Origin of the sequence: Longimicrobium sp. (genome assembly GCF_036399935.1) — a bacterium.
Classification (GTDB): domain Bacteria; phylum Gemmatimonadota; class Gemmatimonadetes; order Longimicrobiales; family Longimicrobiaceae; genus Longimicrobium.
The window spans coordinates 45695-67703 of the sequence record NZ_DASWMD010000074.1 but is presented as its reverse complement, the minus strand read 5'-3'; the positions used below and the strand labels follow the sequence as shown (position 1 = coordinate 67703).

At 71.5% G+C, this 22009-nt stretch carries 29 protein-coding genes; 16 read left to right on the top strand and 13 right to left on the bottom strand.

Annotation, left to right across the window (positions count from 1 at the left end; translation table 11 throughout):
- The first annotated feature begins 41 nt into the window (after positions 1-41).
- Positions 42-1037: an MBL fold metallo-hydrolase gene (locus VGB24_RS22200; protein ID WP_331075109.1), complete on the top strand. Its 996-nt coding sequence runs from the start codon at positions 42-44 to the stop codon at positions 1035-1037.
- A gap of 47 nt (positions 1038-1084) precedes the next feature.
- Here VGB24_RS22200 and VGB24_RS22195 read toward each other — a convergent pair whose 3' ends face one another.
- Together VGB24_RS22195 and VGB24_RS22190 are read right to left on the bottom strand one after the other, a co-directional pair.
- A complete protein-coding gene (locus tag VGB24_RS22195; RefSeq protein WP_331075108.1) occupies positions 1085-1615 on the bottom strand; it encodes a DinB family protein in 531 nt (176 codons plus the stop codon).
- An 11-nt stretch (positions 1616-1626) separates the two neighbouring features.
- Positions 1627-2148, bottom strand: a complete 522-nt coding sequence (locus VGB24_RS22190) for a DinB family protein (protein ID WP_331075107.1) — start codon at positions 2146-2148, stop codon at positions 1627-1629.
- Positions 2149-2316: 168 nt separating this feature from the next.
- Between VGB24_RS22190 and VGB24_RS22185 the strand changes: the two genes are divergently transcribed.
- On the top strand, positions 2317-3372 hold the full coding sequence (locus tag VGB24_RS22185; RefSeq protein WP_331075106.1) for a ligase-associated DNA damage response exonuclease: 1056 nt from the start codon (positions 2317-2319) through the stop codon (positions 3370-3372).
- A 444-nt stretch (positions 3373-3816) separates the two neighbouring features.
- Positions 3817-4269 (top strand): hypothetical protein, encoded by a 453-nt coding sequence (locus VGB24_RS22180; RefSeq protein ID WP_331075105.1) that lies wholly within the window; start codon positions 3817-3819, stop codon positions 4267-4269.
- Positions 4270-4349: 80 nt separating this feature from the next.
- Here VGB24_RS22180 and VGB24_RS22175 read toward each other — a convergent pair whose 3' ends face one another.
- Genes VGB24_RS22175 through VGB24_RS22150 form a run of 6 tightly spaced genes read right to left on the bottom strand, consistent with a single transcriptional unit; the run spans position 4350 to position 7589 of the window.
- Entirely contained in the window at positions 4350-4838 is a 489-nt protein-coding gene (locus VGB24_RS22175; RefSeq protein WP_331075104.1) for a DoxX family protein, read from the bottom strand.
- Positions 4835-5269, bottom strand: coding sequence for a hypothetical protein (locus VGB24_RS22170; RefSeq protein ID WP_331075103.1), 435 nt, complete (start codon positions 5267-5269; stop codon positions 4835-4837). Before VGB24_RS22170 ends, VGB24_RS22175 begins: the two co-directional genes overlap by 4 nt.
- Positions 5270-5293: 24 nt before the next feature.
- A complete protein-coding gene (locus VGB24_RS22165) occupies positions 5294-5650 on the bottom strand; it encodes a hypothetical protein (RefSeq protein ID WP_331075102.1) in 357 nt (118 codons plus the stop codon).
- Positions 5647-6198 (bottom strand): RNA polymerase sigma factor, encoded by a 552-nt coding sequence (locus tag VGB24_RS22160; protein WP_331075101.1) that lies wholly within the window; start codon positions 6196-6198, stop codon positions 5647-5649. Before VGB24_RS22160 ends, VGB24_RS22165 begins: the two co-directional genes overlap by 4 nt.
- 57 nt (positions 6199-6255) lie before the next feature.
- Entirely contained in the window at positions 6256-7047 is a 792-nt protein-coding gene (locus VGB24_RS22155; protein WP_331075100.1) for a L,D-transpeptidase family protein, read from the bottom strand.
- Positions 7044-7589, bottom strand: coding sequence for a hypothetical protein (locus tag VGB24_RS22150; RefSeq protein ID WP_331075099.1), 546 nt, complete (start codon positions 7587-7589; stop codon positions 7044-7046). The genes VGB24_RS22155 and VGB24_RS22150 overlap by 4 nt, the downstream gene beginning before the upstream one ends.
- Before the next feature lie 192 nt (positions 7590-7781).
- On the opposite strand from VGB24_RS22150, the gene VGB24_RS22145 reads away from it, so the two are divergent.
- From VGB24_RS22145 to VGB24_RS22125, 5 genes are all read left to right on the top strand, one after another.
- The gene (locus tag VGB24_RS22145) at positions 7782-8531 is read left to right on the top strand and encodes an energy transducer TonB (RefSeq protein ID WP_331075098.1); all 750 of its coding nucleotides are present in this window, start codon (positions 7782-7784) and stop codon (positions 8529-8531) included.
- 179 nt (positions 8532-8710) lie between these two features.
- Entirely contained in the window at positions 8711-9661 is a 951-nt protein-coding gene (locus VGB24_RS22140) for a tetratricopeptide repeat protein (RefSeq protein ID WP_331075097.1), read from the top strand.
- Between the two features lie 127 nt (positions 9662-9788).
- The gene (locus VGB24_RS22135; protein WP_331075096.1) at positions 9789-10418 is read left to right on the top strand and encodes a YceI family protein; all 630 of its coding nucleotides are present in this window, start codon (positions 9789-9791) and stop codon (positions 10416-10418) included.
- Positions 10419-10433: 15 nt separating this feature from the next.
- A complete protein-coding gene (locus VGB24_RS22130) occupies positions 10434-10979 on the top strand; it encodes a DUF488 domain-containing protein (protein ID WP_331075095.1) in 546 nt (181 codons plus the stop codon).
- 117 nt (positions 10980-11096) lie between these two features.
- Positions 11097-11483: a response regulator gene (locus VGB24_RS22125; protein WP_331075094.1), complete on the top strand. Its 387-nt coding sequence runs from the start codon at positions 11097-11099 to the stop codon at positions 11481-11483.
- A gap of 58 nt (positions 11484-11541) precedes the next feature.
- Here the strand turns inward: VGB24_RS22125 and VGB24_RS22120 are convergent, their stop codons facing one another.
- The 4 genes from VGB24_RS22120 to VGB24_RS22105 form a co-directional block, all read right to left on the bottom strand.
- Complete coding sequence (locus VGB24_RS22120; protein ID WP_331075093.1) at positions 11542-11871, bottom strand: DUF971 domain-containing protein; 330 nt, start codon at positions 11869-11871, stop codon at positions 11542-11544.
- Positions 11868-13025 (bottom strand): DUF2911 domain-containing protein, encoded by a 1158-nt coding sequence (locus VGB24_RS22115; protein ID WP_331075092.1) that lies wholly within the window; start codon positions 13023-13025, stop codon positions 11868-11870. Before VGB24_RS22115 ends, VGB24_RS22120 begins: the two co-directional genes overlap by 4 nt.
- 407 nt (positions 13026-13432) lie before the next feature.
- Positions 13433-13642 (bottom strand): hypothetical protein, encoded by a 210-nt coding sequence (locus tag VGB24_RS22110; protein ID WP_331075091.1) that lies wholly within the window; start codon positions 13640-13642, stop codon positions 13433-13435.
- A gap of 21 nt (positions 13643-13663) precedes the next feature.
- The gene (locus VGB24_RS22105; RefSeq protein ID WP_331075090.1) at positions 13664-13849 is read right to left on the bottom strand and encodes a hypothetical protein; all 186 of its coding nucleotides are present in this window, start codon (positions 13847-13849) and stop codon (positions 13664-13666) included.
- 153 nt (positions 13850-14002) lie between these two features.
- Between VGB24_RS22105 and VGB24_RS22100 the strand changes: the two genes are divergently transcribed.
- From VGB24_RS22100 to recF, 8 genes are all read left to right on the top strand, one after another.
- Complete coding sequence (locus VGB24_RS22100) at positions 14003-14539, top strand: GNAT family N-acetyltransferase (protein ID WP_331075089.1); 537 nt, start codon at positions 14003-14005, stop codon at positions 14537-14539.
- On the top strand, positions 14539-15471 hold the full coding sequence (locus VGB24_RS22095; RefSeq protein ID WP_331075088.1) for a D-glycerate dehydrogenase: 933 nt from the start codon (positions 14539-14541) through the stop codon (positions 15469-15471). Before VGB24_RS22100 ends, VGB24_RS22095 begins: the two co-directional genes overlap by 1 nt.
- Positions 15468-16793 carry a glycerate kinase gene (locus VGB24_RS22090; protein WP_331075087.1) on the top strand — a complete coding sequence of 442 codons (1326 nt, stop codon included), beginning with the start codon at positions 15468-15470 and terminating at the stop codon, positions 16791-16793. Before VGB24_RS22095 ends, VGB24_RS22090 begins: the two co-directional genes overlap by 4 nt.
- A 140-nt stretch (positions 16794-16933) precedes the next feature.
- Complete coding sequence (locus VGB24_RS22085) at positions 16934-17758, top strand: enoyl-CoA hydratase-related protein (RefSeq protein WP_331075086.1); 825 nt, start codon at positions 16934-16936, stop codon at positions 17756-17758.
- 23 nt (positions 17759-17781) lie between these two features.
- Complete coding sequence (locus tag VGB24_RS22080) at positions 17782-18300, top strand: methylated-DNA--[protein]-cysteine S-methyltransferase (RefSeq protein ID WP_331075085.1); 519 nt, start codon at positions 17782-17784, stop codon at positions 18298-18300.
- Between the two features lie 89 nt (positions 18301-18389).
- On the top strand, positions 18390-19088 hold the full coding sequence (locus VGB24_RS22075; RefSeq protein ID WP_331075084.1) for a hypothetical protein: 699 nt from the start codon (positions 18390-18392) through the stop codon (positions 19086-19088).
- Positions 19070-19459: a DUF5615 family PIN-like protein gene (locus VGB24_RS22070; protein WP_331075083.1), complete on the top strand. Its 390-nt coding sequence runs from the start codon at positions 19070-19072 to the stop codon at positions 19457-19459. The genes VGB24_RS22075 and VGB24_RS22070 overlap by 19 nt, the downstream gene beginning before the upstream one ends.
- Before the next feature lie 29 nt (positions 19460-19488).
- Positions 19489-20613, top strand: a complete 1125-nt coding sequence (gene recF, locus VGB24_RS22065; protein ID WP_331075082.1) for a DNA replication/repair protein RecF — start codon at positions 19489-19491, stop codon at positions 20611-20613.
- A gap of 76 nt (positions 20614-20689) precedes the next feature.
- Here the strand turns inward: recF and VGB24_RS22060 are convergent, their stop codons facing one another.
- A complete protein-coding gene (locus VGB24_RS22060) occupies positions 20690-21934 on the bottom strand; it encodes a M12 family metallopeptidase (RefSeq protein WP_331075081.1) in 1245 nt (414 codons plus the stop codon).
- Between the last annotated feature and the right edge of the window lie 75 nt (positions 21935-22009).

Below are 22009 nucleotides of genomic sequence, written 5' to 3'. Positions count from 1 at the left end.
TGATCGCGCCTTTCCCGATCCCACGAACCCTGGACTGGCCGATGGCTCACACCCGCCGCGACTTTCTCGCTACCTCCGCCGCAATGACGCTGGGCGCCCTCCTCGGGCGGCCGCTCCACGCGCTCGCCTCGCAGACGGCGCAGCCCGCCCAGGCGGCGTTCACGCCCGTCCGCCGCAACGTGGGCACGTTCACCATGCGCGGCGGCACCGTGGGCTGGCTCGTGAACGCCCGCGGCGTGGCCGTGGTCGACACGCAGTTCCCCGCCGAGGCGCGGGCGCTGCTCGCGGGTCTTCAGGAGCGGTCGCGCAACCGGGGCGTGGACGTGCTGATCAACACGCACCATCACGGGGACCACACGGGCGGCAACGGCGTGTTTCGCGGCGTCGCCCGGCGCGTCGTGGCGCACGGCATGGCCGACCAGCACATGCGTCGCGCTCCGCAGCCGCCCCAGCAGGCGCAGCCCGCGCAGCAGCCTCCGGCGCAGCAGCCGTCCCCGCAGCCGCAGCAGCCCCAGCCGGCTCCGCCGGAGCCGCTGTACCCGGACACCACCTTTACGCACAGCTGGTCCACCGAGGTGGGCGACGAGCGCATCGTCGCGCGGCACCACGGGCGTGCGCACACCAGCGGCGACGCCGTCATCACCTTCGAGCGCGCCAACGTGGTGCACATGGGCGACCTGGCCTTCCACCGCCGCCACCCGGTGGTGGACCGCGCGGCCGGCGCGTCGATGCGCAACTGGGCGCGCGTGCTGGAGCAGGTGGTGAACGCGCACGCGCCCGACACCATCTACATCTTCGGGCATGCGGGGCAGGGACTTCCGGTCACCGGGAGCTCGGCCGAGCTGCTGCAGTTCCGGGACTACCTGGCCGCCGTGCTGGCGTTCGTGGAGCAGCACGTGGCGGCGGGCCGCTCGCGCGACGAGATCCTGGCGATGCGTGCGCCGCTCGCCGGCTTCGAGGCGTGGGGCCCGTTCGGACAGGTGGGCCCGCGCGACGCCGTAAGCGTGGCCTACGAAGAGGTGACCACCGGCGCGTAGGCGGCGGCCACGACGATTTCGTCGTGCCTCTCCTGGGCGCGCCCCAGTCAGCGGTCCATGATGGGCAGGTAGGCGCGCCAGGGGCCCACCGCCTCGCGCTGCTGCTTAGCCATCGCCCGCGCGATCTGCGCGAGGTGGCCGAGGTCGTGCGCCACCCAGGTGGCCAGCAGCTGGCCCAGCGTCACCCGGCCGAACTCGGGGTGCTCGCCCTCGCGCTCCAGGTCCTCCCGCGCCAGCGTCCACGAGGCGACGGTGGAAAGGCTCTCCCGGCGCAGCACGGCAAACTCCTCCAGGAGCATTGCGAGCGCCCGCGGGTCGCCCCGGGTGGAGGGCGCTACGCGATCGATGGCGGGAAGCGCCCGCGGCCCTCCGGGCTTCAGGATGCTTCGCGCGCGGGGAATCCAGTTCGCGCGCTCCTCCCCCGCCATGTGCTCCACCACCATGGCCGGGCTCCACGACCCCGGGCCTTCGGTGCCATCGGCCCATTCCGAGGGAAGGTCCAGCAGGAGCGCCCGCAGCACGCCGGGAGTGCGCTCCAGCACGGCGGTGTGCAGGCTCAGGTCGGCGGCGGCCATCATTTCTCCTCTCGTCAGGATGATGCGGTACCCGGCGACTGCACTTCCGGGCTCAGGAGCCAGTCGTGCTCCCACAACCCGCCATGCCCATGCTGCCGCAGCACCGCGGCGATCTGCGCCCAGTGGCGGATGCCGTGGATGAATGTGTGGACGACCACGACGTGTGCGCGCGACTCGATCCGGCCCAGCTTGCGCGTGTCCGAGACCAGCACGCGATCGAGGGCTTCGGGGGTGGCGTCGCGCAGGAACTGGTCGCGCATGGAGGCGGCCGTACCGTGGATGTCCCAAAGCTCCTGGACGGTTCGATCGGACAGCTGCTCGTAGCCCGTCACGGCCTCGCCGGCCAGCCGCTGGGCGTAGCGGAGCTCGACGGCGAAGATGTGCTTGAGGAGGGTGCGCACCGTCCCGTCCGCCCCCGTTCCGAGCGGCAGGTCCAGCACCTCTGCGGCCGCCGTTTCGAACCACTCCCGCCAGCGTTCGGTCTCTCCATCGACGTACGCGGCGAGCACGCCAAGCTCCACGTTCTTCGCAGCCATGCGCCTCCTCCCCCGGGTGAGATGGGTTCCCGCACGCAATCTCGGGAGAATGGAAATGTACTGTCAATCGGGATGGCCCGCGTGAGGCCATCTTCCGCAAGGCGTTGCGAGCCGTGCCGGCGATGAGCAACTTGCGCGTGGCATCCTCACGGGCGTTCCAGGGTTTTCATGCTGCTGCGGATCACGGAGCGGGGGCTGTACTGCGAGGCGGGCGACTTCTTCATCGACCCGTGGCAGCCGGTGGACCGGGCGGTGATCACCCACGCGCACGGCGACCACGCGCGCTGGGGCTCGCGGGTGTACCTGGGCTCGCGCGAGGGCGAGGCGGTGCTGCGCACGCGGCTGGGCCCGGGCGCGCGCATCCGCTCGGTGGAGTACGGCCTGCCGATCGACGTGAACGGCGTGCGCATCAGCCTGCATCCGGCCGGGCACATCCTGGGCAGCGCGCAGGTGCGGGTGGAGCACGGGGGCGAGGTGTGGGTGGTCTCGGGCGACTACAAGACGGAGGCAGACCCCACCTGCACCCCGTTCGAGCCCGTCCGCTGCCACACCTTCGTCACCGAGAGCACCTTCGGCCTGCCCATCTACCGCTGGCAGCCCGATGCCGAGGTGTTCGGCGAGATCAACGCGTGGTGGCGCGCCAACGCGCAGGCGGGGCGCGCGTCGCTGCTGATGGGCTACGCGCTGGGCAAGGCGCAGCGGCTCCTGGCGGGGCTGGATCCCTCCATCGGCCCCATCTTCACCCACGGCGCGGTGGAGCGGCTGAACGAGGACTACCGGCGGACGGGCATTCCGCTCCCCGAAACGCGGTACGCCGGCGCCGAGCCGCGCGGCACCGTCTGGGGCGGGGCGATGGTCGTGGCGCCGCCCTCCGCCATGGGAACGCCGTGGATGAGGCGCTTCGGCGCGACGTCCACCGCGTTCGCGAGCGGATGGATGCGGATGCGGGGGCAGCGGCGGCGGCGGTCGGTGGACCGGGGATTCGTGCTGTCGGACCACGTGGACTGGCCCTCGCTGCTGGGCGCCATCAAGGAGACCGGCGCGGAGTGCGTGTGGGTGACGCACGGGTACCGCGAGCCGGTGGTGCGCTGGCTTCGGGAGCGCGGCTGGCAGGCGCAGGCCATCGCCAGCCGCTGGGAAGGCGAATCCGACGAGGCAGACGTGCTCCCCGAGACCGCGGAGGCCGCAGAGGCGGAGGAGCCCACACCCGACCTGTCATCCTGAGGCCCAGGCGCACCACACTCGCCCGCAATTGAGACCACGCGGGCCGAAGGATCTAACCGGCTGGCACGTACAAACATGGGCGCGGCAGCGGTCGCCGTCGCCGAGGCCTCGGCTGCCGTGGGGCCCTCACCCGGCCGCGCTGACACGCGTGCCACCCTCTCCCACAAACAGCGTGGGAGAGGGGGTACACTTCACGTGCGGGGTACCCCTCGGCTACTCAGGCGCGCCGGACCGGCGCCCTTCCCGCGGACGCACACGGCACCGTCCCGCCCAGTCCGCGCAGGCGGACTTCGTGCCTTTTCAGACGCGGTTTCAAACGCCCGGGCGGATGTGGCCGCCTTTGCACCCGACCACGCGATCGCACCCATGCGCCGCCCTTGCCACGCGCCTCACCCGCACGCCATCATCCCTCCGGCGCAGTTCCATCCCCACCGCTTCCCATCCATGGACCGCAACCGAATCATCACCATTGCCGCGGGCGCCGCGCTCCTCGGGTTTCTGCTCGGCTTTTTGCCCCAGTGGTCGCGCGCAAACGGAATGCGAGACAGCCTGGACGACATGCGCCTGCAGCTGCGGACGGCGCAGATCGAAAACCGCATCGGCGCCGCGCTGGCCGAGTCGCTGCGCAGCAACTACGAGCGCTCGCGGCAGGTGATGACCACGGTGTTCAGCGACCTGCAGGCCGTGCGCGAGCAGGTTTCGCCCGCGCAGCAGAAGGAGGTAGACGCCATCCTGGCCCAGCGCGACGAGATCGTCACGCTCCTGGCCCGCGCGGCGCCCGAGAGCAGCCAGCGCCTGATGCTCATCCACACGCGCTATCACAACGCGTTCTCCGGCGACCCGGCGCCGGCGGCCACCTCCCCGGGTTCCACGACACCCGGCACACCCGCGAAGTAACGGGCGGGGACGCGGCGAAAAGAACGAGGCCGGGCGCTGGGGCGTCCGGCCTCTCTCGTTCGTTCTCCGCGGCTCCCGCATCAGATCCGGCGCAGGTTCCGCACGTTGTGCCGGCGCTCGCGCCAGGCGTCGACGCTGTACTTTCCCCCACCCCGGGCGGAGACGTAGAAGCAGACGAAGCAGTACAGCGCGGCCAGCTCGCCCCGGTTGACGATGGGCCAGAACCCGTCCGGCGCGTGCGACTGGAAGTAGGCCACGGCCAGCATCCCGGAAAGGAGGAACGCCACCGGCCGCGTGAACAGCCCCACCACCAGCAGCGGCGCCACGAACATCTCCAGCATCCCCGCCAGCCCGCTCTGCGACAGGAGAGGAGCCGTGGCGCCGGACGTGCCGCGCCACCCGCCCAGCTCGCCGAACAGCTTCTGCGCGCCGTGCTGCATCAGCATCAGCCCCGAGACCACGCGCAGCAGCGCGAGGGCGGCCTCTTCGAAGCGGTGCATGAAGAACCGCCTTTCCCCCATCCGCCCCTCCCGCTCCCCCCGGCTGCCGTCGTCCGCCCGGATGCTCACCGCGATCCGCCGTCCGACATCCCCTGCTTCTCCTTGGCCTCGCGCCGTTCGCGCTCGGCGCGGTGGGCGGCGCGAAGGCGATCGTACTCCGCCTGCTGCGCGGGAGTGAGCACCTGGCGGACCTCTGCCCGCGCGCTGTCGTGCGCCGCGCGGATGGGCGCCCCGTGCTCCTGCCAGACGGTGTCCATCCGGGCCCGGCGGCGAGCCATGATGCCGTCGATGCGCTGGCGCTGCTCGGGCGACAGCGAAAGCTTCTCGAAGATGGAGTGGGGCCCGCGCCGGTCCGAGCATTCGGCCGCAGTGGCGGCCTGGGGCTCGGTTTCGCGGGCGGAGAGGGCGCGGCTGGACGCGGCGCCGGCCAGCAGGCCGGCGGCGAAGGTCACCACCAGCATCCCCATTCCCATCAGGCGCGTGCGGCTGGGGCGGTTCACGGGCGTACCCCCGGGTGTGTCAGGTCAGCGTGCATCGGTCATTTCCTCGTCCCACTGGGCGAGCAGGTCTTCTTCGGTGGGCGGCCGGTCTTCGGCCACCCAATCGCTCGCGGGCCCCGGAATGCTCAGGGCGTCGGCCACGGTAAGGGGCAGCGGCTCGGCCGCGGCGGCGGGCCCGGTGCGGGTCAGCAGCCCCAGCGACAGCGCGGCGACCACCGCGGCGGCGGCCAGCGTGGGACGCGCCCAGCCGGCCAGCTCCGACAGCGGTGTGCGCTGCACCACGCCCACCCGGGCGCGCGCCAGCACGGCGCCGATCAGGCGCTCGCGGCGGTGCGCCGGCAGGGCCAGCGGTGAAAGGTCGATCGGCTCCGGCTCCATCATTCCTCCTCGCGAACCAGGGCCTGCAAGCGGGCGCGAACCGCGCGGCGGGCGTTGAACAGGTGGTAGCGAACGGTGCCTTCGGGCATCCCCAGCACGTCGCCGATCTCGCGGTGCTTCCAGCCTTCCAGGTCGTGCATCAGCAGCACCTCGCGCTGCCCCGGCGTGAGCCCCGACATGGCCTCCGTCAACTGGTCGCGCAGGTCGGCGCGCTCGGCGTCGTCGGCGGGCGAATCGGGGGAGGCGGCGTGGCCGGCGTCGTCCAGCGGCTCGGCGGCGCGAATGCCCAGGTAGCGGCGGTGGTTCAGGGCGCGGTTGCGGACGATGCGCACCAGCCATCCCCCGAACTTGCGCGGGTCGCGGCACTCGGCCAGCCGCTCCAGCGCCAGGACCATGGCGTCCTGCACCACGTCCTCGGCATCGTGGGGGTTGCGCGTGACGGCCAGGGCCACGGCGTAGGCGGTGCCGGCGTGGGCGCGCAGCAGGGCGTCTGCCGCCCCGGCGTGCCCGGCCAGCGCCCGTTGCACCAGGCGGGCGTCGTCGTCGCTCATCCTGCAGGGAAAGACACGCGCGGCCGCAAAAACGCTGGCACGCGCGTCAAGGCGGCGTCACGGCAGGTCCCACGCGGCGCGCAGGGAGGCGTACTCGGCGCGGGGAAGCTGCACCAGCACGGGGCGGGCGCGGGGGTCCAGCCAGGCCAGCAGGGCGCGCAGGTCCTCTTCGGCCATGGCCGTGCACCCGCTGGTGGCCACCCCCGGACCGCCCCAGACGTGAAGGAAGATGCACGACCCGCCCATGGGCCGCGGCGGGTTGGAGTTGTGGTCCACCCACACCCCCCAGCGGTAGAGATGGTCGGGGCGGCGCATTTCTTCGTGGCTCGTCCAGTCCGGCTGCGCGATGGTGTCGCGGTCCACCCGGCGGTTGTAGTGGCGCGAGCGGGAATCGTCCACGCACTCGATGCTCGCGTCCGCCTGCACGTACGGCATGCGCACCCACGCGGCCTCGTTTGCCCCCGCGTAGCCGAACGCGGAGCTCAGGGCGAAGATGCCGGCGGGCGCCTTTCCGTCTCCCTCGCGCTTGCGCGGCCCCGCGCCGGGCTCGGGGTGCAGCCCGTCGCCCCACGCCACGCCCGTGCGCCCCACGGCGGCGGGGATGGCGCCGCCCACGGCGCGCCACGGCTGCCCCGCGCCCGCCCGCTCGTAGCGCTGGAGCACCGCGTTCACCGTGTCCCACCCCGCCGTGGTCACCACCACCATCTGCGTGCTCGCCTCCGTGGCCGCACGCGGCGCGGGCTGCGCGGGGGCGCACCGCGCGGCGGCCAGCGCCAGGAGCAGGACGGAGAACGGCCACAGGCGCATGGAAGCCACGGGGGTGCGGGATGGGTCGAGGCGCGTGGTCACGCCCCCAGCTTTTCGCGGATGCGGGCGGCGATCAGCTCCTCCAGCCTGCCGCGCGTGTGGCAGACGGCCAGCAGGGCGTTGGCGGAGCCGTCGTTGTTGCGCGCATACGCCTCCACCCCCGAATCCAGCCGCGACGACTCGGCGCTGGTCCCCGGCTGCACCGTCGTCTGCAGGTTGAAGCGCACCTCGTACTGGGTGGCGATCTCCACCCCGAACTGGCCGCGCCCGCAGTCGAAGTAGCTGGACGTGGCCTGGCCCTGGAACCGGCGCGCCATGGCGCCCTGCGCGCGGACGGTGCGCACGGCCGGCTCCGCGGCGGGCGTCAGCCCCAGCTCCTGGTACACGGCGGGCAGCACCTCCAGCACCCGGGCCACGGGAGCACCCACGTTCGCCGAGACGACCCGGAACTCCGACTCGGTGGTCACGCTCAGCGACTGGGCGCTGGAAACCACCTGGGTGTTGTTGCCCCCGGTGCTGGCGGACGGCTGGACGCTGGGAGCGCAGGCCGCGAGGGCCAGGAGGCAGGAAATGGAGTAGCGCATGGCGGGCACCCGGGTAGAGGTGTACTCTGTGTGCGGGGCCAGGCGCCTTCACGCCCGCCCCGCCCTTCCAAACGTATGCAGGGGCGGGATTGAGGTCAAACCCCGCGAACCTGGCACCGCCGATGCAGCGCCCTGCTCCGCGGACCTGCGCCGCCCCGCCGGCGCCTCTTCCCACGATCCCCGGCCAAGACGATGAGCCCTCGTCGCCTGCTCCTTCCGCTGTTCGCCGCCGCGCTCGCGGCCGTTTCCGCCTGCGCCGGTGCGCCGGGAGGGACCCAGGTGCCCGGTGGCGGCCCGGGGCGGCCCCAGCGCGTGTGCCAGGCCGCCCGGGAGCCGCGCGAGCTTCCCGCCGCGGCGGCGCTGCTGGACTCGGCCGGGCTGGTGAAGGGCGCGGCCGACGCGTGGCGCCACGCCGGGCGGCCCACGGGGCACGTGGTGTTCTCGCTGCGGTACGATCCCCACGGGCTGAACGTCAGGCGCCAGGTGATCGAGCACCGCGTGCCCCCGGTCCTGGCCGACTCCCTCCAGGCCCTCGCCTATGCCCACCGCCGCACCACGCCCCCCGCGGACCGCGAGTGGGGCGTACGGCTGCGGATGGAGTTGGGCGAGCAGCCGGCGCTGACGGTGGAGCGCAGCGTGCTGTGCCCGCCCGCGCTCCGCGACCCAGCGGGGGGGCCGTTCTCGGCCGCGGCCAACCGCGGCTGGGGCGACGTCCGCGACTCCTCGCCCGTGCCTTCCGCGGGCAGTGCCGGGACGGTGTGGCTGCGCGTGTCGCTGGACGCAGCCGGAAACGTGACCGGCGTGCGGGTGGAGCGGGCGGGCGTGCTCCGGGGCAGCGACGCCCACCTGCTCGCCGCCGCCCGTACCCTGGACTTTGCGCCCGCCACCGAGGACGGGCAGCCCGTCCCGGGCGAAATCACCATCCCGTACCACGTGCGCTGAACGCGGAGGCCCCAAGGGAACGGCCCGGGCGCTTCCCCCTTTTCAACGCGGCGCTCCGGGGGTATCCTGCAACTTGTCCGTCATCATCGGCCCTTGCTTCCAGCCCCGCCGAACGGGCCCGCGCGGCGCGGCGGTTCGGCCGCGTTCCGCGCACCGCACCTGGGAACCGCCACTCTTTCATGAGGCTCGCCGCCGCGCTCGCGCTGCTTTCGGCCCTGCTGCTGACCGCCTGTGCGGGCGTGCGCCGTGCGCCGCCCACGGCCTCCGGCACGCCCGAAGCCGTGTCGCTGCTGGGCGCCCCCCTGTACGCGCCCGAGCTTCCGCTGGAAACGCGGCAGCGGCTGGAGGCGCAGCTTTCCGAGGCGTACGACGCGTACGAGCGCGACCCCGACAACGCCGACGCCATCCTGTGGCTGGGCCGGCGCGTGGCGTACCTGGGCCGCTACCGCGACGCCATCGCCATCTTCGGCGAGGGCATCCGCAAGCACCCCGGCGATCCCCGCTTCTACCGCCACCGGGGCCACCGCTACATCACCACGCGCGACTTCGACCGCGCCGTGGCCGACCTGGACCATGCGGCGCGGCTCATCGGCCGCCGTCCCCTCGAAATCGAGCCCGACGGCATTCCCAACGCGCGCAACGAGCCGCGCACCACGCTGCAGTTCAACGTGTGGTACCACCTGGGGCTGGCGTACTACCTTCGCGGCGAGTTTCCCCACGCGCAGTACTCCTTCCGCAACGCGCTGGCCCTGTCGCGCAACGACGACGAGCGCGTGGCGGCCATCGACTGGCTGTACATGTCGCTCCGCCGGGGGCGCCGCGACGACGAGGCCGCCCAGGTGCTGGCCGCGGTGCGGCCGGAGATGGACGTGATCGAAAACCAGGCCTACCACCGCCGCCTGATGATGTACCAGGGGCGCGTGGCTCCCGACTCGCTGCTGGCGGCGGGCGGCGACGCGACGACGCTGGCCACGCAGGGCTACGCCGTGGGCAACTGGCACCTGTACAACGGCCGCCCCGAGCAGGCCGAGGAAATCTTCTGGCGCGTGACCTCGGCCGAGAACTGGACCCCCTTCGGCTACATCGCGTCCGAGGCGGAGCTGCGCCGGCTGCTCAGGTCACGGCGGTAACTGCGGCAACGATCGTCACGACGGTGACCACGGTCGACACGGCGGATGCCGGGGTTGGCCCTGGTTGCCGTTTCTGTTACCGTTCTTGCCGTGCCGACGTTTTTACCTTCTCCAAGAGATGATGCACATGCGGGTTCGTGGGATGATGGCCGTGGTGATGGTGCCGGCGCTGATGCTGTCGGCGGGTGTGGGCGGCGCGCGGGCGGCCGAGGCGCCCCCCGTGGCGGTGGCGGCGGCGCCGGTGAGGTGGCGGATCGACACGTCGCACTCGGAGCTCACGTTCCGCATCCGGCACCTGGTCAGCCGTGTGAGCGGCCAGTTCAACCAGTGGAGCGGCACCCTCGTGGCCGACCCGGCCAGCCTGGCGGGCGGATCGGTGGAGGTCGACATCCAGACCGCCAGCATCGACACCAACAACGAACGGCGCGACACGCACCTCCGCTCCGACGACTTCTTCGATGCTCCCAACCACCCCGTGATCACCTTCCGCAGCACCCGCGTGGCGGTGGCTGGGCGCGAGCTGCGCGTGCACGGCAACCTCACCATCCGCGGCGTCACCCGGCCCGTGGTGCTGGAGGGCGAGATGACGGAGGTCAGCGGCGCGGCGGGCAAGCGGCGCATCGGCTTCGAGGCGCAGACCACCATCGACCGCATGGACTACGGCGTCTCCTGGAACCGCGCGGCCGAGGCCGGCGGCGCCGTGCTGGGCGACGAGGTGCGCATCAGCATCGCCATCTCCGCGGTGGAACAGCCGTAAACGGCGCCTTCCGTTGTGACCATCTTCACCATCGGCCACTCCACCCGCGGCACGGCCGAGTTCCTGGAGCTGCTGCGGGGCAACCGCGTGCAGCTGCTGGTGGACGTGCGGCGCTTTCCCGGGTCCCGCCGCCATCCGCAGTTCGGGAGCGACGCGCTGGTGGCGGCGCTCGCCGAGGCCGGGATCGGCTACCGGCACGAGGAAGCGCTGGGCGGGCGGCGGACGACGGAACGCGGCGCCGCGTCGCCCAACACGGCGTGGCGGCACGCGGCCTTTCGCGCCTACGCCGACTACACGGCCACCCCGCCCTTCCAGGCCGCCCTGCGGCGGCTGATGGACGACGCACGCGAGCGCACGCCGGCCATCATGTGCGCCGAAGCGGTGCCCTGGCGCTGCCACCGCCGCCTGATCACCGACGCGCTGCTGGCCCGCGGCGTTCCCGTGGCCGACATCCTCGGGCCGGGGCCGGCGGCGGAGGCCCGCCTGTCTCCCCACGCCGTGGTGCACGCGGACGGACTCGTCACCTATCCCGCGACGCCGCAGCAGGACCTTTTCGGCTGACGCGGGGCTCGCCCCGGCGCCGTTCTTGCGGATTCCGCAGGGTTCAGCCCCTCCACCCAGGCTGTTCCGCCGAGGCTCGGACACCGGCGGCCATTTGCGCACGCTGGTGCCCCGCGGATGCCCAAGACCATCCTTCTCGTCGACGATCACGAAGACAACCGGGTGGCCCTGCTGGCCGTGCTGGAGCGCGAGGGCTATGGCACCCTGGACGCCGCGAATGGCCGGGACGCGGTAGAGCTGGTGCGCCAGCACATGCCCGACCTGGTGCTGATGGACCTGGCGATGCCGGTGATGGATGGGCGGCAGGCCATGCGCGTGCTGCGCGACGACCCCCGCACCGCGAGCGTGCCCATCGTGGTGCTCACCGCCATGGCGCTTTCGGTGGATCGCGATCGCATGATCGCCGAGGGCTTCGACGGCCTGCTGATCAAGCCCTGCATGCCCCCGCACCTGCTGCAGGAGGTGCGGACGATGATCGGCCCGCCGGATGAAACTGCTGGTTGATCGCGATCCGTCGAGAAGAAAGCGAAGCCCACCCCGGCACGGCCAGGGTGGGCTTCTGTCATTCGGACGGCACGCGTCTCACGGTGGTGAGCGAGATCTCGCGCAGGTAGTCCCACGGGTAGATGCCCGTCCGGTGCCCGTCGCTCCAGTCGAATCGCAGCGCGTACTCGCCCACGTATTCTACCGAGAGCGGGTGCACGTCCATCGGGATGCGCCCGGGGTCGACGAGCGGGCGCCCCGTCATCTCGTCCACGCACCCCGCGCAGGGGCAGCTCAGCCGCAGGTAGCGCGGCTGGTAGTCCGACACCGCGCCGTCCTTCCAGCGGATGCGGAGTTGCGACCCGTCTTCCGTAGGCCCCACGTCCACGGGGGTGGTGTCGTCGCTCACGGCGCCACGGTGAACGGCGCCCGCACCTCCATGTCGCCCCACGACAGCACCAGCGCGCCACCCTGCCCGTCGGGCTCCACCCGGATGGTGAACAGCTCCACGGGCTCGCCCGTCACCGTGCGCACCTGCGCGGGAATGCGCGCCAGGTCCTGCTCCGGGTGGTACTCCGTTCCCCACTGCCCCGTCTGCTTGTTGATGATCAGCAGCCAGCTGTCGCGGCTGGGGAGCGAGAACAGGGTGTAGCTGCCCGCGGGCACGCGCGTGCCTCCGAACACCAGGTCGCGGTCCGTGCGGAAGGCCGTGGCGTTGTTGGCGCCCGTGCGCCACACCAGGTTCCACGGCCCCACCCCGCCCGCGATCTGGCGCCCGCGCCGCGCCGGGCGGCCGTACGCCACCGAGACGTTCGCGCCGCCCACGGAGGCCACGACGGAGTCGCGCGGCGAGAGGGCGCCCATCGCCCGGCCGGTGCGCTCGGCCGCGGCGAACCGCGCCGCCACGTCGTACGCGGCGGCGGCGGCGATTCGCTCCACCGTCACCTTCCGCGTGCTGTTCGGGCTGGCCACACCCAGGACCCGTCCGGCCGCATCCGTGGCGATGCGCGACTCGCCGGCGCCGGCGACGAGGGTCACGGAGTCGCGACCCAGGCGGCGGAGAGTGCCCGTGGTCGTGGCCGGGGCGCCGGGCGGGATCAGCGGAAGGACGACCGAATCGCGGCGCATGGGGCGGACGGCGCGCAGCGCGAGTTCCGCGAACGCGTACGAATCGCCGATCCACGGCCAGGCCCCGTTGGGCGTGGCGACGCGCAGATTGCGGACGGTGTCGCCCCGGGCGATGCGCACGTCGGCGCTGTCGCCGCCCAGGCGAACGGTGATCACCTGCGGCAGCAGGGTGGGATCGTTCAGCACCTGCGAGTGCATCACCAGCCGCTGCACGGTGCCGTCGGCGCGCAGGTCGGCGTCGATGCGGCGCAGCACGGTACGCGGCGACCGCGACACCAGGTGGCTGCTCAGGTGGCGCGGCGTGCGCACGAACTGCTCGAACGCCACGGTGTCGTTCCCCAGCCGTACGACGAAGCTGCCGCTCTCCCGCTGCGCGGCGGCTGGAAGGGCAAGCAGCGCTGCGAGCGCGGCGGGAAGAAAGCTGCGGAGTTTCATGGATGATCCGTGAGTTGCGTGGGCGCGAGACGACGCGGGGAATTGAGCGGTTCGGCCCCCATCCAACAAGCCCGCTTCGTTCACAGGGCCAATCGTCCAACAGCCTGTTGGACATTTCCGCGCGAGTCACGCGCGGAACTCTCCCGTGAAAAATTGTGCAACAGGCCGTTGCACAAATCGGGGTCGCCCGACTCGTCAGGTGGCCAGCTCGTCCGCGCTGTCGATGAAGCTTGTAGAAAATACAACGGCGAGGGGTACAGAGGAGCAGAGAAAAGCCAGAAATACAGAGTAAACGATCTTCCTCTGTATCTCTGGCTTTTCTCTGTATCTCTGTACCCCCGCCGTTTGTCGGACTCTGCCAACACGGAGATTACCGGCGGTGACGAACTCGTGCTCGCGGAGCGATGTCAGGGATCGCTGCAGTCGCGTTTATAGCCGCAGTTGGGGCAGATGATCTTGCAGTTGTGGTCGAACATCACCGTCCCGCACAGCTCGCACTCGTGCACCGAGGGGATTTCGCGCTTCTGGAACAGCGGACGCGGGGCGGGCTCCGGCTCAGGTACCGGCTCCGGGCGGGCGTGGAGGCGCGCGCACCAGCTGGGGTCGAAGTGGCTCATCAGTCGGTCGGTTGGGATCTTCTACTCGCGGGAGGCGCGCTCCGTCACCAGGATCTGGGGATCCAGCTGTTCCACCTCGTCCTGCGTGCCGTCGTCCCAGCGCACGACGGCATACAGCGCCATCGCGTCCACCACGCTTCCCTCGCGCCCCGCCGCGTGCCGAACGAGGTCGCCGCGCCGAAGGAAGTGGGCGCTCTCCAGTTGCATCGCTCGCGCTCTCCGCCGTTTTCGGTTCCACGCCGGCCACCCGGCCGCGCTCGCTCCCCTCAACTTGACGCCCCCGCCCGCCGCGGGGCAACTTTCCGCGCCGGAACCGCCACTCCGGGGCACCGCACTTCTGCCTGAACGACGGGAACCTACGTGGACAACGCGCCCGCCGCGCCGCTGGAAATAGAAACCGACCGCCTGGTCCTGCGCACCTTGGAGCCGGGGGAGGAAGACCGGCTGCAGCGCGTGTTCGAGCGCTGCGCCGACCACTTTTCCGCGCTCACCGGCCGCCCCGCCCCGGAGCCTGGCGCCGGTGCCGCGGAGCTGCGCGCCTCCACCGGCAGCCCCGGACGCCAGGTGGCACTGCTGACGCGGCTGGACTCGGGCGAGGAAGTCGGCGCCGTGGGATGGTGGGAGGGCAACCCCGAGCCGGACCGCGCCCTGCTGGGGCTGTTGATGGTGGACCCCGCGCACCGCGGGCAGGGGCTGGCGCGCGAGGCGCTGGATGCGTTGGAGGTGTGGCTGGCGGGGCGCGGCATCAAGGCGATGCGCACCGCGTTCCAGCGGCGCCGGCTTTCCGTGCACCCCATCGTCCGCGCCCTGGGATTTCGGGAGATGAGCATCCGCGACCACGCGCTCCTGGGGCTGAGCGGCGCCGGGATCAGCCTCTGGGAAAAACCGATCGCCTGATGGCGCGAATCGTCACCACCTTTCCGCTCCCCGGCGAAGCGTCGGAGCTGCTGCGCCCCCTCGGCCCGGTCGCGGGGCCCGACGGCTGGCGCGACGCCCTGGCCGACGCCGAGGCGCTGCTGTGTCTGCTGACCGTCCGCGTGGACGCCGCCCTGCTGGATCTCGCGCCGCGGCTGAAGGTGGTCGCGAACGCGGTCGTGGGATACGAGCACGTGGACGTGGCGGCGTGCCGGGCGCGCGGCATCGTGGTCACCAACACCCCCGACGTGCTGACCGACGCCACGGCCGACCTGGCGTTCGCGCTCATCCTGTCCGCCGTCCGGGGGCTCCCCCAGGCGGAGCGCAGCCTGCGCGCGGGCGAGTTCCACGGCTGGGGCTTCTGGGACTACCTCGGCGGCGACCTGCCGGGCAAGACGCTGGGGATCTTCGGGATGGGACGCATCGGGCAGGCGGTGGCGCGACGGGCGGCGCCGTTCGGCATGCGGGCCATCTACCACTCGCGGACGCGCCTGCCGGCGGACGCGGAGGCGGCCCTGGGGGCTGAGTGGGTGGACTTAGATGCGCTGATCGCCCGCAGCGACGTGCTGAGCCTCCACGCGCCGCTGACGCCCGACACGCGGCACGCCATCGACGCCGGGGTGCTGCGGCGGATGCGCCCGGGCTCGTTCCTGGTCAACACGGCCCGCGGCGCGCTGGTGGACGAGGCGGCGCTGGTGGATGCGCTTCGCGACGGGACGCTGGCCGGCGCCGGGCTCGACGTGTACGAGCACGAGCCGAGCATTCACCCCGGGCTCCTGGAGCTGCCGAACGTGGTCCTGCTCCCCCACGTGGGCTCCGCGACGCGCGAGACGCGGACGCGCATGGCGATGCTGGCCGCGCGCAACGCCCACGCGGTGCTCTCCGGCCACCCCCCGCTGACCCCCGTCCGATGACGGCGGCGCTTCGCGAGCACGCCCGGGTGATCCTGGACGCCGCCGTCGCCGCGGCCGACCCACGCCTTGCCGTGGTCCGCGCGCTCCAGCGCGATGGGGGCGTCCTGCGGATTGGCGGGGAGCGGGAGATCGACCTGGCCGACATCGACCGCGTGCTGGTGATCGGCGCCGGGAAGGCGGTCATCGGCATGGCGCGTGGCGCGCTGGAGGTGCTGGGCGATGTCGTCGCCGAGGGGACGGTCACGACGAAGGACGGGTACGCCGCCGAGCTGCCGACGATGGAGGTCTGGGAGGCGGCGCACCCCGTTCCCGACACGCGTGGGCTGGCCGGGGCGGCGGCTGCCCTGCGGCTGGCGCGCTCGGCGGGGCGGCGCGACCTGGTGCTCTGCCTGCTCTCCGGCGGCGCGTCGGCGCTGTGGCCGGCGCCGGTGGCGGGCGTGGCGCTGTCGGAACTGCGGGAGGCAACGGAGAGGCTGCTGCGCAGCGGCGCGCGCATCGGCGAGGTGAACGCCGTTCGCAAGCACCTGTCGCGCATCGGCGGGGGATGGCTGGCGCACGCGGCGGTGCCGGCCCGCGTCGTCACCCTGGCGATCTCCGACGTGGTGGGCGGCAGCCTGAGCGCCATCGGCTCCGGCCCCACGGTGCCCGACGCGACGACGTACGAGGACGCGCTGGACGTCCTCCTGCGCTACGAGGTGCAGGTTCCGCCCGCCGTGCGCGCCCACCTGCAGGCCGGCGACGCGGGCGAGGTGCCTGAAACGCCCAAGGAGTTCGACGCGGCCTTCCATCACGCCTCCGCGCACGTGATCGCCGGCAACGCCGATGCCCTGCACGCAGCCGTGGCCGAAGCGGAGCGGCTGGGGTACCGCGCGCGGATCGTGGCCGACGACCTGGAGGGTGAGGCGCGCTCCGTGGGCGAGCAGCTGGGCCTCCTTGCCCGGAACACGCGCGCGGAGCGGCCGGACCGCCCCGTCGCGTTCCTGCTCGGTGGCGAAACGACGGTCACGGTCCAGGGCCGCGGACGGGGCGGGCGCAACCAGGAGCTCGCGCTTTCGGCCGCCATCGACCTGGAAGGCGACGACGGCGTGCTGGTCGCGTCGATGGGCACGGATGGCACAGACGGCCCCACCGACGCCGCGGGCGGGTTCGCGGACGGGGGTACCGTGGCGCGCGGACGCGCCCGCGGGCTGGACGCGCGCGAGTCGCTGCGCCGCAACGATTCCCACACCTTTCTGCACGCCGCGGGCGACCTGATCGTCACCGGCCCCACGGGCACCAACGTCAACGACGTCGTCCTCGTTCTCGTCGATCCCGTCCCGTAATTTCCGCCACGGACGGGCTACCTAACCCACCTGTGGCGCCTCCGACGCGCGTTGCTTTCGGGGTGTCCGCCCTGTAGCTTGTTGCCCTGTGGAAGCCGCTTCCGCACTCACGCACCTCGCACTCACGGACTGCCTTCATCATGGCCGAATACAGCAACCTTCAGCTCGACGTCCGGGACCGCGTCGCCACGCTGTCCATCAACCGGCCCGACAAGCTCAACGCGCTCAACGAGCAGACCATCCGCGAGCTGGGCCAGGCGATGGACGAGATCACGGCGCGCGACGACGTGCGCGGCGTGATCCTGACCGGCGTGGGCGAAAAAGGCTTCGTCGCAGGCGCCGACATCGCCGAGCTGGCCAGGATGGGGCCGGTGGACGGCATCGACGTCAGCCGCCTGGGGCAGCGCGTGTTCCGACAGATCGAGCTTTCGCGCAAGCCGGTCATCGCGGCCGTCAACGGCTTCGCGCTGGGCGGCGGATGCGAGCTGGCGCTGGCCTGCCACCTTCGCATCGCCAGCGAAAACGCGCAGTTCGGGCTGCCCGAGGTGAAGCTGGGCATCATCCCCGGCTACGGGGGCACCCTGCGCCTGCCCCGCATCGTGGGCAAGGGCCGCGCGCTGGAGCTGATGCTGACCGCGCAGTTCATCAAGGCCGAAGAGGCGTACCGCATCGGCCTGGTGAACAAGCTGGTGAGGCGCCCCGAGGCGGCGGAGGGCCAGGAGGCGCCCAGCCAGAAGGACGCGCTGATGGCCGAGGCGCGCCTCATGATGGCTACCATCATCGCCAACGGCCCCATCGCCCTGGGGCTGGCCATCGAGTGCACCACCCGCGGGATGGAGATGTCGCTGGACGACGGATTGGCGATGGAAAGCAACTTGTTCGGCCTGCTCGCCGCCACCGACGACATGCGCGAGGGGATGAACGCCTTCCTCGAGAAGCGGAAGGCGGAGTTCAAGGGCCGGTAAGAGGGGAAAGGGAGCCAATGAAAATGCGAATCGAGCCGACCTCGCGGGTGAACCGCCTGCTGCTGGCCTCGCCCGTTGGGCCGCTGTTCGTGGAGTACACCGACGAGGGGCTGAACGCCGTGCGCTTCTGGCAGCAGGGTGACCACCCGCCGGCGGGCACCCGCGTAGAGCCTACGCGCGACGACCCGATGGGGTGGCGGATCGCCGGGCAGCTGCGCGAGTACTTCGCCGGCGCGCGACGCGAGTTCGACCTGCCGCTGAGCGCCGAGGGCACCGAGTTCCAGCAGCGAGTGTGGGCCGCGCTGTGCGACATTCCGTTCGGGCAGACGCGCTCGTACGTCGACATCGCCCGGGCCATCCGCAGCAAGGCGGCGCGGGCGATCGGCCAGGCAAACGCGCGGAACCCCATTCCCATCATCGTGCCCTGCCATCGCGTGCTCTCCGCTGGGGGCGGCATTGGGGGCTACATGGGCTCCAGTGAAGAAGGGGATGGCGTAGCGCTCAAGCGCTGGCTGCTGCGCCACGAGGGCGTAGAAATCTGACGCGGCAGCGCGCACGATGTTTCCTTTTGCCGCTGAGTCTTTCGGGTTATCTTTGGCTGTCGGGGTTTTTCTCGTGACCGGGAGGGCACATGCTTGGAACTGGCATCTACACGCCCGCGGAAGCCGCCTCGCTCCTCAAGGCGCCCGCCGATGAGGTGCGCCGCTGGGCGTTCGGGTACTCGCGCGTTCGCGACGGCGAGCGCGTGCGCTACCCCGCGCTGATCCGCACCGAGCTTCCCGAAATCGAGGGCCAGCGCGCGCTTACGTTCATCGAGCTCGTGGAGCTGATGTACATCAAGGCGTTCCGCAAGGCGGGCGCGCCGTGGCACCTGATCGACGAAGCCGCGGGCGTCGCAGCCCGCATGCTGGACACCGGGCACCCGTTCGCCACGCGAAAGTTCTTCGCCGATCCGCACGGCATCTACGCGCTGCTCGACGAGGCGCCGGGCGACGAGTCGCTGGTGGCGCTGGTGGGCCACGGCCAGCACGCTTTTCAGCCCATCGTGCAGCCGTACCTGGGACAGCTGGACTTCGACCCGGCCGACGTGCCCACGCGCTGGTGGCCGCTGGGGCGCGAGAACGGCGTGGTCGTGGATCCCCAGGTGTCGTTCGGGGCGCCCGTGCTGGCCGACGCGGGCATCCCCACGCGCACCCTGGCCGACGTGTACGCGGGCGAGCAGGAGTACGACGCGGGCCGCGCCCTGAACCGCGTGGCGTCGATGTACCGCATCACCCCCGCGCAGGTTGAACGCGCCGTGCAGTTCGAGGAATGGCGGGCGGCGGCGTAACCCTGCTCTTCGATGCCCACCTGCCGCCGGGGCTGGTCGAAGCACTGACCGTCCTCGGCGAGCAGGTGGAGCACGTCAATGAGCTCTTTGCCCCCGCGACGCCCGACGAAACCTGGATCCGCTACGCCGGCGAGCGGGGGTGGTGCATCGTCAGGCGTGACGTGAACATCACCCGCAAGGTGCACGAGGCGGCGGCGCTTCGCGACCACCAGGTGGGCGCGTTCTTTCTGCTCCCCGGCAAGAACTCGCCGCGGCTCTGCCAGATCGTGCAGACGGTGATCAAGCACTGGCCCGAGATCAAGCGGCTGTCCCGCGAGCGCCGCCCGTTCCAGTTCCAGGTGGGCGAGCGCAGCGTTCGCCGGCTTCGCTGAGTCCGCCACTCACGCACTCACACACATCGTTGTTCCTCCACCGCCTGCACCTGCGCAACTACCGGAACTTCGCCGAGCAGGTGCTGGAGTTTCCGCCGCAGGGCGCCGCCATCGTCGGCGACAACGGGCAGGGGAAGACCAACCTGCTCGAGGCCATCTACTACCTGGAAATCTTCCGCTCCTTCCGCGGCGCGCCCGACGAGCAGCTGGTGAGGTTCGGCGAGGAGGTCTTTCGCGCCGAGGCGCGCCTGGCCGACGCGTCGGGCGCGGACCGCTCGGTGTCGGCCGCGTTCGACCGGCGGGCGCGCAAGAAGAAGGTCACGGTGAACGGCGCCGAGCCCGAGCGGCTGGGCGGCGCGCTGGGGCAGGTGGGCGCGGTGATCTTTTCGCCGTCGGACGTGGAGATCGTGGCGGGCGGGCCGGGCGGCAGACGGCGGTTCCTGGACATCGTGCTTTCCCTGGCGGAGCCCGGCTACCTGGGCGCGCTGCAGCGCTTCCGGCAGACGCTCTTCCAGCGCAACACGCTGCTGCGCAAGGGCAGCCCGCGCGCGCTGGTGGAGGTGTGGGACGAGGGGCTCGTGATTGCGGGAAGCCGGGTCGTGGCGGCGAGGGACCGCTGGGTGGCGGAGCGGTCGAACAGCTTCGGCACGCACTACGAGCGCGTGGCGGGCGGGCAGCCGGGGCGGATGTCGTACGCGCCCTCCGCGCCCGAGATGGGCGAGGCCAAGGGCGAGGCGGAGATCGCGTCTGCCTTCCGCGAGGCGCTGGCCCGGGCGGCGGACCGCGAGCAGCGGCGCGGAATGACGCTCGTGGGCCCGCACCGCGACGACCTGCGCTTCACCACGGAGGGTGAGGGCGGCACGCTGGAACTGCGCACCTACGGCTCCGGCGGGCAGCAGAGGACGGGCGCCATCGCCCTGCGGATGGTGGAGGCCGAGACCATCCACCAGGCGCGCGGCCGCGAGCCCATCATCCTGCTGGACGACGTGTTCGCCGAGCTGGACCCCGGCCGCTCGCAGCGCATCGTGGACTGGATCGAGGCGGAAGAGGGAGGGCAGGTGATCCTGACCTCCCCCAAGCCCACCGACTTTCAGCTCCGGGGCGAAACGCTGCCCCGCTGGAGCATCCGCCAGGGCGTGGTGCACCCTGCCTGAACCGCGGAGGGGCGGGGCGGGTCCAGCCGGATAACGGAGGAAACCGTGCCCCACACCCTGCCGCGGAACAGGGCGCTCAGCAGCCGATCTTTGCGTCCACGCGCGCAACCTGGCTGGATACCCCCGTTGCGTACACCGCGTACACATCGTACCAGTAATCGGTGTTGTACCACCCGGAGTCATTGTACAGCGTGCAGTGGTCTGAGCCCGTGTACGTGTTGTTCGGGTCGCTCCAACTCGTGTTCGACGTGCTGGTCAGGTGGGTGGCGTTATGGTAGTAGAACGTCCCCCGATCCATGATGTACTCCTCGGTGTCTTCGACCAGGTATACCTCGTACGACGTCGCGCGTGCCGAGGCACTCCACGACAGGGTCGGAACGTTGCCGGGGTACGTCGCCTGGTAGTTGGCAACCGGGTACGGCCGGTACATGACGTCGATCGTGTACGCATCCATCGAACTGAGCGAGGAGTACACGCCCATGACGCCGTTCAGGCCGCGCAGGGAGTTGATCGTCTGGAGCTTGCCTCCCGACCCGTCCGGCAAGCCGAACCTGGTGCTGTCGTAGTGCATGACCGAATACTCGTCGTACGTGCCGATATCGGTCACGGGCTTGATGTTGCTGCAGAACTTGTCAAACGCGTACTTGTATGCGGATTTGATGTTGCTCCAGAGGATCTGCACGTAGTCGTCACGGTCGCACCTGGACTGCTCGTGCCAGAAGCCGAGCGCATGCCCGATCTCGTGGATCGCGGTGCGGATGTCGCAGTCGTCGCGGATCAGGACTACCTGCCCGCCTCCGACGCGGCCCACCGGTGACGAGCCGCAGATTTCGGGATCGGTAGTCCGGCGAAAGATGATGTACGACGAATGCGTGGTGCGGGGCTGGAGATCCACCCCGCCGACGTTCGCTTCGATGTGCGCGATCGCGCCGGTGATGCGGCTCTGGTCGGGGACGTTCGATTCGATCACGTATCCTACGACGCCGTTGACCCACCGCTTGTCGGTGTTGCTGGTCACGACCCCCAGCCGCGGGCCCGTGCCGCCTTGCCCGGGCGCGCTGCCCAACAGCTCGTCGCGCGTGCGGGCGATTTCGGAGACGGGGCCGAGATCGATGTCGCCCTCGAAGACCGCGCGTCCATCGTGCACTTCGAACGCTACCTCGAACGGCTCGCCTTCGCGGAAGATGAATCCTTTCTGCAGCTGGGCGGAAGCAGGGCTGGGCGGGGACACGTCGGACGGCGGGTTGACGATGGCGTCCTGGCAGGCTGTCAGGGAAAGGGCGATCGCAAGTATCGCGGGGGAGAGGAGGTTTGGCTTCAAGACGGATACTCCCGGTGGGTGTGGAGGCGCCTCGGGACGGCTTCTCGAGGCAGGAACAAAGATTACGGAAAGAGA

What these genes read in the sequence shown, in the direction of transcription:
- VGB24_RS22190 (WP_331075107.1), bottom strand. Translation starts at nt 2,148, where the DNA reads ATGGCTGCGAAGAACGTGGAGCTTGGCGTGCTCGCCGCGTACGTCGAT.
- VGB24_RS22080 (WP_331075085.1), top strand. Translation starts at nt 17,782, where the DNA reads ATGCGAATCGAGCCGACCTCGCGGGTGAACCGCCTGCTGCTGGCCTCG.
- VGB24_RS22160 (WP_331075101.1), bottom strand. Translation starts at nt 6,198, where the DNA reads ATGAGCGACGACGACGCCCGCCTGGTGCAACGGGCGCTGGCCGGGCAC.
- VGB24_RS22195 (WP_331075108.1), bottom strand. Translation starts at nt 1,615, where the DNA reads ATGATGGCCGCCGCCGACCTGAGCCTGCACACCGCCGTGCTGGAGCGC.
- VGB24_RS22150 (WP_331075099.1), bottom strand. Translation starts at nt 7,589, where the DNA reads ATGCGCTACTCCATTTCCTGCCTCCTGGCCCTCGCGGCCTGCGCTCCC.
- VGB24_RS22070 (WP_331075083.1), top strand. Translation starts at nt 19,070, where the DNA reads ATGGCGGGCGGCGGCGTAACCCTGCTCTTCGATGCCCACCTGCCGCCG.
- VGB24_RS22140 (WP_331075097.1), top strand. Translation starts at nt 8,711, where the DNA reads ATGAGGCTCGCCGCCGCGCTCGCGCTGCTTTCGGCCCTGCTGCTGACC.
- VGB24_RS22165 (WP_331075102.1), bottom strand. Translation starts at nt 5,650, where the DNA reads ATGATGGAGCCGGAGCCGATCGACCTTTCACCGCTGGCCCTGCCGGCG.
- VGB24_RS22145 (WP_331075098.1), top strand. Translation starts at nt 7,782, where the DNA reads ATGAGCCCTCGTCGCCTGCTCCTTCCGCTGTTCGCCGCCGCGCTCGCG.
- VGB24_RS22135 (WP_331075096.1), top strand. Translation starts at nt 9,789, where the DNA reads ATGCGGGTTCGTGGGATGATGGCCGTGGTGATGGTGCCGGCGCTGATG.
- VGB24_RS22125 (WP_331075094.1), top strand. Translation starts at nt 11,097, where the DNA reads ATGCCCAAGACCATCCTTCTCGTCGACGATCACGAAGACAACCGGGTG.
- VGB24_RS22095 (WP_331075088.1), top strand. Translation starts at nt 14,539, where the DNA reads ATGGCGCGAATCGTCACCACCTTTCCGCTCCCCGGCGAAGCGTCGGAG.
- VGB24_RS22090 (WP_331075087.1), top strand. Translation starts at nt 15,468, where the DNA reads ATGACGGCGGCGCTTCGCGAGCACGCCCGGGTGATCCTGGACGCCGCC.
- VGB24_RS22105 (WP_331075090.1), bottom strand. Translation starts at nt 13,849, where the DNA reads ATGCAACTGGAGAGCGCCCACTTCCTTCGGCGCGGCGACCTCGTTCGG.
- VGB24_RS22180 (WP_331075105.1), top strand. Translation starts at nt 3,817, where the DNA reads ATGGACCGCAACCGAATCATCACCATTGCCGCGGGCGCCGCGCTCCTC.
- VGB24_RS22085 (WP_331075086.1), top strand. Translation starts at nt 16,934, where the DNA reads ATGGCCGAATACAGCAACCTTCAGCTCGACGTCCGGGACCGCGTCGCC.
- VGB24_RS22200 (WP_331075109.1), top strand. Translation starts at nt 42, where the DNA reads ATGGCTCACACCCGCCGCGACTTTCTCGCTACCTCCGCCGCAATGACG.
- VGB24_RS22110 (WP_331075091.1), bottom strand. Translation starts at nt 13,642, where the DNA reads ATGAGCCACTTCGACCCCAGCTGGTGCGCGCGCCTCCACGCCCGCCCG.
- VGB24_RS22075 (WP_331075084.1), top strand. Translation starts at nt 18,390, where the DNA reads ATGCTTGGAACTGGCATCTACACGCCCGCGGAAGCCGCCTCGCTCCTC.
- VGB24_RS22185 (WP_331075106.1), top strand. Translation starts at nt 2,317, where the DNA reads ATGCTGCTGCGGATCACGGAGCGGGGGCTGTACTGCGAGGCGGGCGAC.
- VGB24_RS22115 (WP_331075092.1), bottom strand. Translation starts at nt 13,025, where the DNA reads ATGAAACTCCGCAGCTTTCTTCCCGCCGCGCTCGCAGCGCTGCTTGCC.